The 13,530-nt window shown below is 67.9% G+C and carries 12 protein-coding genes; 6 read left to right on the forward strand and 6 right to left on the reverse strand.

Going from position 1 to position 13,530, the window contains the following annotated elements; translation table 11 throughout:
- Positions 1–229: 229 nt before the first annotated feature.
- The 6 genes from rsmG to rpmH all read right to left on the reverse strand — a co-directional run bounded on the left by rsmG (position 230) and on the right by rpmH (position 3,839).
- Positions 230–946 (reverse strand): 16S rRNA (guanine(527)-N(7))-methyltransferase RsmG, encoded by a 717-nt coding sequence (gene rsmG / locus J3486_RS36855; protein WP_207828169.1) that lies wholly within the window; start codon positions 944–946, stop codon positions 230–232.
- 112 nt (positions 947–1,058) lie between these two features.
- The gene (locus J3486_RS36860) at positions 1,059–1,568 is read right to left on the reverse strand and encodes a R3H domain-containing nucleic acid-binding protein (RefSeq protein WP_207828170.1); all 510 of its coding nucleotides are present in this window, start codon (positions 1,566–1,568) and stop codon (positions 1,059–1,061) included.
- A gap of 54 nt (positions 1,569–1,622) precedes the next feature.
- On the reverse strand, positions 1,623–2,954 hold the full coding sequence (gene yidC, locus J3486_RS36865) for a membrane protein insertase YidC (protein WP_207828171.1): 1,332 nt from the start codon (positions 2,952–2,954) through the stop codon (positions 1,623–1,625).
- 8 nt (positions 2,955–2,962) lie between these two features.
- Positions 2,963–3,313, reverse strand: coding sequence for a membrane protein insertion efficiency factor YidD (gene yidD / locus J3486_RS36870; RefSeq protein WP_207828172.1), 351 nt, complete (start codon positions 3,311–3,313; stop codon positions 2,963–2,965).
- Positions 3,310–3,681 carry a ribonuclease P protein component gene (gene rnpA, locus J3486_RS36875; protein WP_207828173.1) on the reverse strand — a complete coding sequence of 124 codons (372 nt, stop codon included), beginning with the start codon at positions 3,679–3,681 and terminating at the stop codon, positions 3,310–3,312. Before rnpA ends, yidD begins: the two co-directional genes overlap by 4 nt.
- A 20-nt stretch (positions 3,682–3,701) precedes the next feature.
- Entirely contained in the window at positions 3,702–3,839 is a 138-nt protein-coding gene (rpmH, locus tag J3486_RS36880) for a 50S ribosomal protein L34 (RefSeq protein ID WP_006381191.1), read from the reverse strand.
- 411 nt (positions 3,840–4,250) lie between these two features.
- Between rpmH and dnaA the strand changes: the two genes are divergently transcribed.
- The 6 genes from dnaA (at position 4,251) to gyrB (ending at position 13,528) form a co-directional block, all read left to right on the forward strand.
- Positions 4,251–6,296 carry a chromosomal replication initiator protein DnaA gene (gene dnaA / locus J3486_RS36885; protein ID WP_374194813.1) on the forward strand — a complete coding sequence of 682 codons (2,046 nt, stop codon included), beginning with the start codon at positions 4,251–4,253 and terminating at the stop codon, positions 6,294–6,296.
- Positions 6,297–7,209: 913 nt separating this feature from the next.
- On the forward strand, positions 7,210–8,340 hold the full coding sequence (gene dnaN / locus J3486_RS36890) for a DNA polymerase III subunit beta (protein ID WP_207828175.1): 1,131 nt from the start codon (positions 7,210–7,212) through the stop codon (positions 8,338–8,340).
- Positions 8,341–8,509: 169 nt separating this feature from the next.
- A complete protein-coding gene (gene gnd, locus J3486_RS36895; RefSeq protein WP_207828176.1) occupies positions 8,510–9,385 on the forward strand; it encodes a phosphogluconate dehydrogenase (NAD(+)-dependent, decarboxylating) in 876 nt (291 codons plus the stop codon).
- 113 nt (positions 9,386–9,498) lie between these two features.
- The gene (gene recF / locus J3486_RS36900; RefSeq protein ID WP_207828177.1) at positions 9,499–10,623 is read left to right on the forward strand and encodes a DNA replication/repair protein RecF; all 1,125 of its coding nucleotides are present in this window, start codon (positions 9,499–9,501) and stop codon (positions 10,621–10,623) included.
- The gene (locus tag J3486_RS36905) at positions 10,620–11,180 is read left to right on the forward strand and encodes a DUF721 domain-containing protein (protein ID WP_207828178.1); all 561 of its coding nucleotides are present in this window, start codon (positions 10,620–10,622) and stop codon (positions 11,178–11,180) included. Before recF ends, J3486_RS36905 begins: the two co-directional genes overlap by 4 nt.
- Positions 11,181–11,455: 275 nt before the next feature.
- Positions 11,456–13,528, forward strand: coding sequence for a DNA topoisomerase (ATP-hydrolyzing) subunit B (gyrB, locus tag J3486_RS36910; RefSeq protein WP_207828179.1), 2,073 nt, complete (start codon positions 11,456–11,458; stop codon positions 13,526–13,528).
- The last annotated feature ends 2 nt before the right edge of the window (positions 13,529–13,530 follow it).

Here is a 13,530-nt window from a genome sequence, read left to right on the forward strand (position 1 = left end):
GTGCCCGTATCGAGGGATCCGAGAGGTTGACGGTCGCGGGGAGCGGCCGCTGCGCGGCCGCGACTGATGATCCCATGCAGCAGTGAGCGACGTTTCACGTGAAACACGATGCACCGCGGCCCAGCGCGCACCTGTGCGACACCCCGAGACGCGTACGTTTGACAGCTTTTGTGGAGTACCGCTGGTCGTCAGGACGGATCAGCGGCACTCGTCAACCGTCGATCAAGTCTCAGCGCCTGCGACGGGTGCGCCCCGTGCGGGCCGCCTTCGCCCGCTTGGCGGCGAACCGCACACCACCCGGGCTCTCCCCGACCTCCACGCGCACCACGGTCGAGAGCGGGTCGACCACGCCCTCGCCGACCTGGAGCACCGAGGTCTCCACGGCACCGAGCTTGCTCAGGGCCGCGCCGGCGCTCTGGACCTCTTCCTCCGCCGTGTCGCCCTTGAGGGCCAGCATCTCTCCGTACGGCCGCAGCAGGGGAACGCCCCATGCGGCAAGACGGTCGAGCGGTGCCACGGCGCGGGCCGTGACGACATGGACGGGCGGCAGCTTGCCGAGGACTTCCTCGGCGCGGCCGCGCACCACCGTGACGTGGTCGAGCCCGAGCAGCTCGACGACCTCGGTGAGGAAAGTCGTACGCCGCAGCAGGGGCTCAAGCAGCGTGATCTTGAGGTCCGGGCGGACCAGGGCCAGCGGGATACCCGGAAGACCGGCACCCGAACCGACGTCGCACACGGTGACGCCCTCGGGCACGACCTCGGAGAGAACCGCACAGTTCAGGATGTGCCGCTCCCACAGACGCGGCACCTCGCGAGGCCCGATGAGGCCACGCTGCACTCCCGCGTCAGCGAGGAGCTCCGCGTACCGCACCGCGTCCGGGAAGCGCTCGCCGAATACCTCCCGGGCGTGCTCCGGAGCCGGGGGGAGTTCTGCTGCCTCCGTCACGGGGACCGTCCTTCCGTACCTCACCGCTCCACCGCACTGGGTGGCTGATTAACAGGCTGACAAAGATCGGCCCCGCCTGCGAACAGACGGGGCCGGGAAAGCGACGTGCCGCTCAGGCGGGGAGTACGACGACGAAGCGCTGCGGCTCCTCGCCCTCGGACTCACTGCGCAGCCCGGCGGCCTTGACCGCGTCGTGCACGACCTTGCGCTCGAAGGGCGTCATCGGCTTCATCTTGACCGGCTCGCCGGAGCTCTTCACCTCGGCCGCGGCCTTGGCGCCCTGCTCGGTGAGCTCGGCGCGCTTCTTGGCCCGGTATCCGGCGATGTCCAGCATCAGGCGGCTGCGGTCACCGGTCTCCCGGTGCACCGCGAGACGGGTGAGCTCCTGGAGGGCCTCGAGCACCTCACCGTCACGGCCGACCAGCTTCTGCAGATCACGGCTTCCGCCGTCACTGACGATGGACACCGCGGCACGGTCGGCCTCGACGTCCATGTCGATGTCGCCGTCGAGGTCGGCGATGTCCAGCAGACCCTCGAGGTAGTCCGCAGCGATCTCACCCTCCTGCTCGAGGCGGGTCAGGGTGTCGCCACCCTCAGGAGCGGAGGTGGTGCCTTCCGTCACGGGAGGACTCCTTCTTACGTCTAAAGGCTTACGCCAACGTCTTACGTCGAGGTCTTACTTCTTGGAAGGGGACTTGGGACGCTGCGGACCCTTGCCCTGTCCCGACTTGGCCTTGCTGCGCTGCTGCTGCGAGCCACCGGCCGGCTTGGCGCCGCCCCGCTGCTTCGCCTGCGGCTTGGGCTTGGCGTCCTGCGGCTCGTCCTTCTTCTCCAGCGACGGCTTGGAGGAGTCGGTGGACTCGGTCGAGTCGGACTTGGCCGTGCCCTGCGCGGCCCCGCCCGTGGACTGACGCTGCGACTTGGACTGGCGCTTGGGCTGCTGGCGCTTGGGGGCGCCGGCCGAACCCGGGGTGCCGTCCTCGTCCAGAACAGCGGTGGCCGCCGAGCTCTTCACCACGGTGCCGTCGGCCTGCGCGGCGAGGCTGGCCTTGGTCAGACCGTTGATGAACTTGCGCTCGTGCTCGTTGCGGTCGCGGCCCTTGGAGACGATCGCCTTGACGATGTTCCGCTCGCGCTTGGTGCGCGTCGCACCGTGCTCGACCACGTGCTTCTGCAGGCCCTCGAGCATCTTGGCCTGGGCCTTGCTGCCCGGAGTGGGGTTCCTGCTGATCACGTACATCTGCTGGCCCATGGTCCACACGTTGGTGGTCAGCCAGTAGACGAGGACACCGACGGGGAAGTTGATGCCCATGAAGAGGAAGATCAGCGGGAAGACGTACATCAGCATCTTCTGCTGCTGCATGAACGGCGTCTTGACCGTGAGGTCGACGTTCTTCGTCATCAGCTGGCGCTGCGTGTAGAACTGCGACGCCGACATCAGAAGGATCATGATGCCGGTGACGACGCGCACGTCGGTGAGCGAGGCGCCCATCGCCTGCACCTCGGCGGCGCTGTCGGTGAACTTGGCGGCCAGCGGAGCACCGAAGATGTGGGCCTTCTGGGCGCTGTCCAGCAGCGGCTGGTTGATGACGCCGATCGTCTTGCCCTCGGCGATACCGGCCAGCGTGTGGTAGAGCGCGAAGAAGAACGGCGACTGCACGAGGATGGGAAGGCACGAGGAGAGCGGGTTGGTACCCGTCTCCTTGTACAGCTTCATCATCTCTTCGGACTGACGCTGCTTGTCGTTCTTGTAGCGCTCCTGGATCGCCTTCATCTGAGGCTGGAGCAGCTGCATGTTCCGCGTCGCCTTGATCTGCTTCACGAAGAGCGGGATCAGGCAGATGCGGATCAGCACCACCAGCGACACGATGGAGAGACCCCAGGCCCATCCAGTGTCAGGGCCGAAGATGGCTCCGAAGACCTTGTGGAACTGGACGATGACCCAGGACACCGGGGTCGTGAGAAACGCGAAGACGCCAGAAATCGCGTTGACGATATCGGAAATCATGTCCCTGATCAGGCTCCTTGGGCATGGGGCGGGGTCGCTGCGGACGGGCTGTCCTGGGCAGAGGGGCTGTCGTCCTGAACGACGGGGGCCGCTTTCTTGTCCCCGCGCAAGGCATCGCGCAGCATCTCGTGCCAGCGCGGGCGCTTACGCGGCGGAACGTGGTCGACACCGCCGGGGGACCACGGGTTGCACCGAAGGATCCGCCATGCGGTGAGGGCTGTTCCCTTGATCGCGCCATGACGGTCGATGGCCGTGAAACCGTAGTGGGAGCACGACGGGTAGTACTTGCAGACGGGACCGAGCAGTGGACTGATGGTCCACTGGTAGATCTTGATCAGTGCAAGCAGTGGGTATTTCATCGCGCGCCCCCTCCCAGTAGCCGCTGAAGGGCGGCATCCAGGTCTCGGGCCAGCTGTGCGTGGGTGGCGTCACCCGCACCGGGCAACGCACGGACGACTACCAGGCTACCTGGGGGCACCAGGGACACTCGGTCGCGCATGAGGTGGCGAAGTCTGCGCTTCACCGCGTTCCGTACGACGGCTCCACCCACAGCCTTGCTCACGACGAAACCCGCACGTGACGGGGGAACGCTCTCCCCAGGCACGTGCGGGTCCGGTGAACCGCTGCGTAGATGGACGACAAGAAGCGGGCGTCCTGCCCGACGACCTCGTCGTACCGCGGTTGCGAAGTCTTCGCGCCGCCTCAGCCGATGCTCGGTAGGCAGCACGTCATGACCTGATTACGAGATCAGGCGGACAGGCTGGCGCGACCCTTGCCACGACGGTTGGCGAGAATCGCACGACCGGCGCGGGTCCGCATGCGAAGGCGGAAACCGTGGGTCTTGGCGCGACGACGGTTGTTCGGCTGGAAGGTGCGCTTGCTCACTCGGGGGCTCCTGAAAAACTTGTGGTGGCGGGACATCGCCTGGCTGTCACCGTGCGCCCACGAGTAGCTCGCAATACGCCCGAGTGCACCGCTAGACGGCCCTCAAAGAGTGAGGACCGTGACCTTGCCCATCGGAGGCAGGCGGCAGCAGCCATCGACAACTCGACCTGGTTACGGTACGCGCGGCTACGCCATCCGGTCAAACCGGCGTCACGCGGGAGACACTGTCCACAGGCTGGGGACAACAACTTGAACCGCAGCGGTCGCGCTGACTACCGTGGCTGAACTCCGATTCGTTCCCTTCCCACCACCCCACCCGATTTTCTTCCCGACCCGTCCCCAGAACCACACGTTCGTGGGACCAGCGAGAGAGCGTGCCCTGTGGCTGACGTACCTGCCGATCTTGCCGCAGTGTGGCCACGAGTTCTGGAACAACTCCTCGGGGAAGGCCGCGGGCAGGGCGTCGAGACGAAGGACGAGCACTGGATCAAGCGGTGCCAGCCCCTGGCCCTCGTGGCCGACACGGCGCTATTGGCGGTGCCCAACGAATTCGCGAAGGGCGTACTCGAGGGCCGTCTCGCCCCGGTCGTGAGCGAGACGCTCAGCCGCGAGTGCGGCCGCCCCATCCGGATCGCGATCACGGTCGACGACTCCGTGGGCGAGCCGGCCGCGCCGCCCGCCCCGCCGGTCCAGCAGCAGCACCGCTACGAGGACGCGGAGCCGGCCGGCGGTCCCGGGCAGGGCCATGACACGTACGAGAGCCGTGACACGTACGAGTCGCGTGATCCGTACGACACCCGCGACACCCGCGACACCCGTGATTCCCGTGATTCCCGCGATTCCCGCGATTCCCGTGACGCGTACGACGGCTACGAGCGGCGCGGCATGGACGACCACGGGCAGGGTGGTCCGCGCGGCTCCGAGCAGCAGTCGCAGTCCCCTCGCGAGGACCAGCTGCCGACCGCCCGCCCCGCCTACCCGGGCTACCAGCGCCCCCAGCCCGGCGCCTGGCCGCGGCCGCAGCAGGACGACTACGGCTGGCAGCAGCCCCGGCTCGGCTTCCCCGAGCGCGACCCGTACGCGTCGCCCCCGCAGCAGCCCCAGCACGACTACCGGCAGCAGGAACGGTCGCCCTACGAGCCGCAGGGCTACGAGCCCGAGCGCGGCCGCTACGACCAGCAGCCCGAGCGCTCCTCCTACGAGCAGAAGCCGGTGGACCGGCCCTCGTACGACGAGCGCCCCTCCTACGAGGAGCGCGGTTCCTACGACCCGGCACCGCGCGACCGCCAGCAGCGCCGCGACACGGGTGAGCCCACGATGGGCGGCCGCCCCGGGCAGGACGGCGGCCCCGGCCGCGGTGTGCCCACGGGTGCCCCCGGTCCGTTGGCGGCGCAGCCCGCTCCGGCGACCGGCCCCGGTGAGCCGACCGCGCGGCTGAACCCCAAGTACCTCTTCGACACGTTCGTCATCGGCGCGTCGAACCGTTTCGCCCACGCGGCCGCGGTCGCCGTCGCCGAAGCGCCGGCCAAGGCGTACAACCCCCTGTTCATCTATGGGGAGTCAGGCCTCGGCAAGACGCACCTTCTGCACGCCATCGGGCACTACGCCCGTAGTCTCTATCCGGGCACGCGCGTGAGATACGTGAGCTCGGAGGAGTTCACCAACGAGTTCATCAACTCGATCCGTGACGGCAAGGGCGACTCCTTCCGCAAGCGGTACCGCGAGATGGACATCCTGCTGGTCGACGACATCCAGTTCCTCGCGGACAAGGAGTCGACACAGGAGGAGTTCTTCCACACCTTCAACACGCTCCACAACGCGAACAAGCAGATCGTGCTCTCCAGCGACCGGCCGCCCAAGCAGCTGGTGACTCTGGAGGACCGGCTGCGCAACCGGTTCGAGTGGGGCCTGATCACGGACGTCCAGCCGCCCGAGCTGGAGACGCGTATCGCGATCCTTCGTAAGAAGGCGGTGCAGGAGCAGCTCAACGCCCCGCCGGAGGTGCTGGAGTTCATCGCGTCCCGCATCTCGCGCAACATCCGCGAGCTGGAGGGCGCGCTGATCCGCGTCACCGCTTTCGCGTCACTCAATCGACAGCCTGTGGACCTGGGTCTCACCGAGATCGTCCTCAAGGATCTGATCCCCGGTGGGGAGGACGCGTCCCCGGAGATCACCGCGCCGGCCATCATGGCGGCGACCGCGGACTACTTCGGACTGACGGTCGAGGACCTGTGCGGATCCTCGCGCAGCCGCGTGCTCGTGACGGCCCGCCAGATCGCCATGTACCTGTGCCGGGAGCTCACCGACCTCTCGCTGCCGAAGATCGGCGCGCAGTTCGGCGGCCGCGACCACACGACCGTCATGCACGCGGACCGCAAGATCCGCGCTCTGATGGCCGAGCGGCGCTCGATCTACAACCAGGTCACCGAGCTCACCAACCGCATCAAGAACGGCTGACACGGGCCCAGTTACGTCACTGAAGGGCGCCCCGGGAGACCTCCTGGGGCGCCCTTTCTCGTGTTCCGACGCGGCTTCCGGGAGACATCCGGGCGACACCTGTACGAACCCGCGCGGCGTCGGTGTTCGATTTCCAGGCACGTTACGGGTGTTCTCCACAGATGTGCCGGGTTTCTGCGGTCCACATCCTGGGGACCGGCGAGTTGTCCAGACTGCATCCACAGCACACTCTGGTGACAGGCCATCAGGGCAGGTCAAGCGCCTGTGGATTCGTGGAAAGAAGATCTCCACAGGCTGTGGACAGATTTTTCTTCCACAGGGTGTGCATGACGTTGTCCACCGCCGACCCACAGGATGGCAGCCGTTGTGCACAGCGATCCGGAGCTTCTCCACACGACTGTCCACTGTTCGGCAACGCGACGCGCCCCCTCACCGTCCCGAGTGAAAGGCGTCACACCAAGGGGGTCGATTGGGCTGTGGGGAACGTGGGTAAAGCTGGGGACGGCGCTGGGGAGAAGTGGCCCAAGGCTGTGCATCGAGTGTGCAGAACTTTCCGCCGTCCACAGCGAGGCCCGGTTGTCCACCGCCTCGGCCCACAACCCCAGTGGACAAAAAACCGGGTCTGACCTGCGATTTAGAGGTTTTCCACGGTTTCCACAGCCCCTACTACTACTCCCAACTAGAGAGAGCTGGGAATTCGTTTCGAAGACGGGGCTGTGCACAACTCGCTCTCGGCACCTCGGCCGCGGCTCGGCACGACTTGACCGAGGCGGGCAACGACTGTCAGTGCGGTGCGTCAGACTGGTCCCCGGTGTTCTCCCCAGCTGTGGGCCGAGCGACACCGACGTCAGCCGACGAAGACCGAAGACCGATGCAGGGCGAGAGCAGCCAGCAACAGCAGGAGGCGGCTTAAGTGAAGATCCGGGTGGAACGCGACGTACTCGCGGAGGCGGTGGCCTGGGCGGCGCGCAGCCTTCCGGCACGACCGCCTGCGCCCGTCCTCGCGGGCCTTCTGCTGAAGGCCGAGGAAGGCGCACTCAGCCTGTCGAGCTTCGACTACGAAGTCTCGGCACGCGTCTCTGTGGACGCGGAGGTCGACGAGGAGGGCACGGTGCTCGTCTCCGGCCGCCTGCTCGCCGACATCTGCCGCGCCCTGCCCAACCGTCCGGTGGAGATCTCCACAGACGGTGTACGAGCGACCGTGGTCTGTGGCTCCTCGCGATTCACACTCCACACCCTCCCTGTGGAGGAGTACCCGGCGCTGCCGCAGATGCCGACCGCCACGGGCACCGTCCCCGGCGAGGTCTTCGCCGCCGCCGCCTCCCAGGTGGCCATCGCGGCCGGCCGTGACGACACGCTGCCCGTCCTCACCGGTGTGCGCATCGAGATCGAGGGCGACACGGTGACGCTGGCGTCCACCGACCGCTACCGCTTCGCGGTCCGCGAGTTCCTGTGGAAGCCGGAGGACCCGGAGGCGTCCGCGGTCGCCCTGGTGCCCGCCAAGACGCTCCTGGACACCGCCAAGGCGCTCACGAGCGGCGACACGGTCACGCTGGCCCTGTCCGGCTCGGGCGCGGGCGAGGGCCTCATCGGCTTCGAGGGCGCCGGTCGTCGTACGACCACCCGCCTCCTCGAGGGCGACCTGCCGAAGTACCGCACGCTGTTCCCGACGGAGTTCAACTCCGTGGCCGTCATCGAGACCGCCCCCTTCGTGGAGGCCGTCAAGCGCGTGGCCCTCGTCGCCGAGCGGAACACCCCGGTGCGGCTCAGCTTCGAGCAGGGCGTGCTCATCCTGGAGGCCGGCTCCAGCGACGACGCACAGGCTGTGGAAAGGGTCGACGCCAACCTGGAGGGCGACGACATCTCCATCGCGTTCAACCCGACCTTCCTGCTGGACGGCCTGTCCGCGATCGACTCCCCGGTCGCCCAGCTGTCGTTCACGACGTCCACCAAGCCCGCGCTGCTCTCCGGCAAGCCGGCCGTGGACGCCGAGGCGGACGACGCGTACAAGTACCTGATCATGCCGGTGCGGCTGTCGGGCTGAGGCCTCTGCAGGGCGGGCCGCTCCGGCGTTCACCGGAGCGGCTATGCCCACAGGTGGGCGGGAGCGTCCGGGTTTAGGCTCAGACACAGGTGCGAAACGGCACGCACGCGTGCTCTCCGCACCGCTCGCATCACCACCTCACGCCCCGTCGCAACGTAAGGAACCACTGATGGAGCTCGGTCTCGTCGGCCTCGGCAAGATGGGCGGCAACATGCGCGAGCGCATCCGCCGCGCAGGCCACACCGTCATCGGTTATGACCGCAACCCGGACGTCGCCGATGTCCACAGCCTGGAAGAGCTTGTGGGCAGGCTCAAGGGTCCGCGTGTGGTGTGGGTGATGGTGCCGGCCGGTGCCGCGACCCAGTCCACGGTCGACGAGCTCGCCCGGCTGCTGGAGCCCGGCGACGTCGTCGTGGACGGTGGCAACTCGCGCTGGACGGACGACGAGAAGCACGCCGAGGAACTGGCGGCCAAGGGCATCGGCTTCGTCGACTGCGGCGTCTCGGGCGGTGTGTGGGGCCTGGAGTACGGCTATGCGCTGATGTACGGCGGTTCCGCCGCCGACGTCGCCAAGGTGCAGCCGGTCTTCGACGCCCTGAAGCCGGAGGGCGACTTCGGTTCGGTGCACGCGGGCAAGGTCGGCGCGGGCCACTTCGCGAAGATGGTCCACAACGGCATCGAGTACGCGATGATGCAGGCCTACGCCGAGGGCTGGGAGCTGCTGGAGGCCGTGGACTCGGTGACCGACGTCCGCGAGGTCTTCCGCTCCTGGCAGGAGGGCACGGTCATCCGTTCCTGGCTGCTCGACCTGGCCGTCAACGCCCTCGACGAGGACGAGCACCTGGACAAGCTGCGCGGTTACGCACAGGACTCCGGTGAAGGCCGCTGGACCGTGGAAGCCGCCATCGACAACGCCGTCCCGCTGCCGGCGATCACCGCGTCGCTCTTCGCGCGGTTCGCGTCCCGGCAGGAGGACTCGCCGCAGATGAAGATGATCGCTGCCCTGCGCAACCAGTTCGGCGGCCACGCCGTCGAAAAGAAGTAGCTCGCGGCAAGAACGCGCGCCAAGAAGCCGTCCACAGCTGTTGAGAACCGGCAGTGGAGAACCGGCTGCAGAGAACTGCTCTTCAGAACGTTGGGGGAGGTCGGCCCACGACCATGCACGTCACGCATCTGTCGCTGGCCGACTTCCGCTCGTACACCCGGGCCGAGGTCCCGCTCGACCCGGGCGTCACCGCGTTCGTGGGCCCCAACGGCCAAGGCAAGACGAACCTCGTGGAGGCCGTCGGCTATCTCGCCACCCTCGGCAGCCACCGCGTCTCCTCCGACGCCCCCCTGGTGCGCATGGGCGCCGAGCGCGCCATCGTCCGGGCCGCCGTCCGCCAGGGGGACCGTCAGCAGCTCATCGAACTGGAGCTGAATCCGGGCAAGGCCAATCGCGCCCGCATCAACAGGTCCTCGCAGGTCAGGCCCCGTGATGTGCTCGGCATCGTCCGGACCGTGCTGTTCGCGCCCGAGGACCTCGCGCTCGTCAAGGGCGACCCGGGCGAGCGCCGCCGCTTCCTCGACGAGCTGATCACCGCCCGCTCGCCGCGCATGGCCGGGGTCCGCTCCGACTACGACCGCGTCCTCAAGCAGCGCAACACGCTCCTGAAGTCCGCGGCCCTCGCGCGGCGCCACGGCGGCCGCACCATGGACCTGTCCACGCTCGACGTGTGGGACCAGCACCTCGCGCGCGCGGGCGCGGAGCTGCTCGCCCAGCGCCTCGACCTGATCGCCACGCTGCAGCCGCTGGCCGACAAGGCGTACGAGCAGCTGGCGCCCGGCGGCGGTCCGATCGCCCTGGAGTACAAGCCGTCCTCGCCCGAGATCGTCGGGCACGCGCGCGAGGAGCTCTACGAGCAGCTGCTCGCCGCCCTCGAAAGCGCCCGCAAGCAGGAGATCGAGCGGGGCGTCACGCTCGTGGGTCCGCACCGCGACGAGCTGCTGCTCAAGCTCGGCCAGCTGCCCGCCAAGGGGTACGCGAGCCACGGCGAGTCCTGGTCGTACGCGCTGGCGCTGCGCCTGGCCTCCTACGACCTGCTGCGGGCCGAGGGGAACGAGCCGGTGCTCGTCCTCGACGACGTCTTCGCCGAGCTGGACGCCCGTCGCCGTGAGCGCCTGGCGGAGCTCGTCGCCCCCGGTGAGCAGGTCCTGGTGACCGCCGCGGTCGACGACGACGTACCGGGCGTGCTGACCGGCACCCGGTACGCGGTGTCGAACGGGACCGTGGAGCGGCTGTGAGTGCCGAGGAGAAGCCCGGCGGGTCCGGGAAGCCCGAGACTCCGCAGACGCCCGGCGAGCCCTCGGGCGTCGACCTCGCGCGCGTGGCGCTGCGCGCGGCGAAAGAGGCGGCACGCGCGCGTGGCGCGTCCGCGCAGCAGAAGAAGCAGGCACGGCGCGGCGGCGGACTGCGGTCCGGGGCCCGCGCCGACGGGCGCGACCCGATGGGGCTCGGCGCCGCCATCAACCGGCTGATCACCGAGCGCGGCTGGGAGGCTCCCGCCGCCGTCGGCGGTGTCATGGGCCGCTGGCCGCAGATCGTGGGTGAGGATCTCGCCAAACATTGCGTGCCGCAGAAGTACGACGAGGACGAGCGCGTCCTGGTGGTGCAGTGCGACTCGACGGCCTGGGCGACGCAGGTCAGGATGCTGGCTCCGCAGCTGGTCAGGCGCCTGAACGAGGACCTCGGGCACGGCACCGTGCGCCGGATCGACATCAAGAATCCCGGCGGTGGCCCCCGTCGCTACGGCCCCCTGCGTGCCCCCGGAAGCACCGGTCACGACAGCAGCTACGGGTGAGAGTGCGGTCACGGTAGCTGGTGGTTGACACCTCGAAGCGCTGAGTGCCGCTGTGAGCCTCCTGGAGCCCCTTTCCATATAGGGGGAGTCGGCCGAGACCGGTTGAGGGCGGCACATGCGGACTCAGGTACCGGCAAACCCCCATCACTGTCAGCGCTACCGGTACACTGGAAGACAATCCCGCCCCACTTGTGGGACGCACCGAGCAACGCTGACTAGGGCTTACCGAACCAACACGCCGCAGCCGCTCCGGCCACCAACCGGGAGCTTGGCTTGTGCTGTGCCAGAAAGGGCGCTTCGTGGCCGATTCCGGCAACCCCAACGAGAACATCCCGTCCACCGACGCCGAAGAGCACGTAGGGGCCACAGAGGCCTCGTACGACGCCAGTGCGATCACCGTCCTCGAAGGGCTGGACGCGGTCCGCAAGCGACCCGGCATGTACATCGGCTCGACCGGTGAGCGTGGTCTGCACCACATGGTGCAGGAGGTTGTGGACAACTCTGTCGACGAGGCGCTGGCCGGCCATGCCGACACGATCGACGTGACGATCCTGCCGGACGGCGGCGTCCGCGTCATCGACAACGGCCGCGGCATCCCGGTCGGCATCATCCCCTCCGAGGGCAAGCCTGCCGTCGAGGTCGTGCTGACCGTCCTGCACGCGGGCGGCAAGTTCGGCGGTGGCGGCTACGCCGTCTCCGGCGGTCTGCACGGTGTGGGTGTCTCCGTCGTGAACGCGCTGTCCACGAAGGTCGCCGTCGAGGTCAAGACGGACGGCCACCGCTGGACACAGGACTACAAGGCGGGCGTTCCGACGGCGCCGCTGGCCAAGCACGAGGCCACGGACGAGACCGGCACCTCGGTCACCTTCTGGGCCGACGGCGACATCTTCGAGACCACCGAGTACTCCTTCGAGACGCTGTCGCGGCGCTTCCAGGAGATGGCCTTCCTCAACAAGGGCCTCACGATCAAGCTCACGGACGAGCGTGAGTCGGCGAAGGCGACGGCCGGTGCGGACTCCGCCGAGGCGGGCGACGACACCGCGGCCGAGGCGCGCACGGTGACGTACCACTACGAGGGCGGCATCGTCGACTTCGTGAAGTACCTCAACTCCCGTAAGGGCGACGTCGTTCACGAGACCGTGATCGACATCGAGGCGGAGGACAAGGAGAAGCTCCTTTCCGTCGAGGTCGCGATGCAGTGGAACACCAGTTACAGCGAGGGTGTCTACTCGTTCGCCAACACGATCCACACGCACGAGGGCGGCACCCACGAAGAGGGCTTCCGTGCCGCGCTGACCGGTCTCATCAACCGCTACGCGCGTGACAAGAAGCTGCTGCGCGAGAAGGACGACAACCTCACGGGTGACGACATCCGCGAGGGTCTGACGGCGATCATCTCGGTCAAGCTCGGCGAGCCGCAGTTCGAGGGCCAGACCAAGACCAAGCTGGGCAACACCGAGGCGAAGACCTTCGTCCAGAAGGTCGTGCACGAGCACCTCAACGACTGGCTCGACCGGAATCCGAACGAGGCTTCGGACATCATCCGCAAGTCGATCCAGGCGGCCACCGCGCGCGTGGCGGCCCGTAAGGCCCGCGACCTCACGCGCCGCAAGGGTCTCCTGGAGTCCGCCTCGCTGCCGGGCAAGCTGTCCGACTGCCAGTCGAACGACCCCACCAAGTGCGAGATCTTCATCGTCGAGGGTGACTCCGCCGGCGGCTCCGCCAAGTCGGGCCGCAACCCGCAGTACCAGGCGATCCTCCCGATCCGAGGCAAGATCCTCAACGTCGAGAAGGCGCGGATCGACAAGATCCTGCAGAACCAGGAGATCCAGGCACTGATCTCCGCCTTCGGTACCGGCGTCCACGAGGACTTCGACATCGAGAAGCTGCGCTATCACAAGATCATCTTGATGGCGGACGCCGACGTCGACGGCCAGCACATCAACACCCTGCTGCTGACCTTCCTCTTCCGCTTCATGCGGCCGCTGGTCGAGGCCGGGCACGTGTACCTGTCCCGTCCGCCGCTCTACAAGATCAAGTGGGGCCGGGACGACTTCGAGTACGCCTACTCGGACCGTGAGCGCGACGCCCTCATCGAGATGGGCCGCCAGGCGGGCAAGCGCATCAAGGACGACTCGGTCCAGCGCTTCAAGGGTCTCGGTGAGATGAACGCCGAGGAGCTGCGCATCACGACCATGGACCAGGAGCACCGCGTCCTGGGCCTGGTCACCCTGGACGACGCCGCGCAGGCCGACGACCTGTTCTCGGTCCTCATGGGTGAGGACGTCGAGGCGCGCCGTTCCTTCATCCAGCGCAACGCCAAGGACGTCCGCTTCCTCGACATCTGAGT

This window comes from Streptomyces sp. VRA16 Mangrove soil, assembly GCF_017377775.1.
GTDB lineage: Bacteria > Actinomycetota > Actinomycetes > Streptomycetales > Streptomycetaceae > Streptomyces.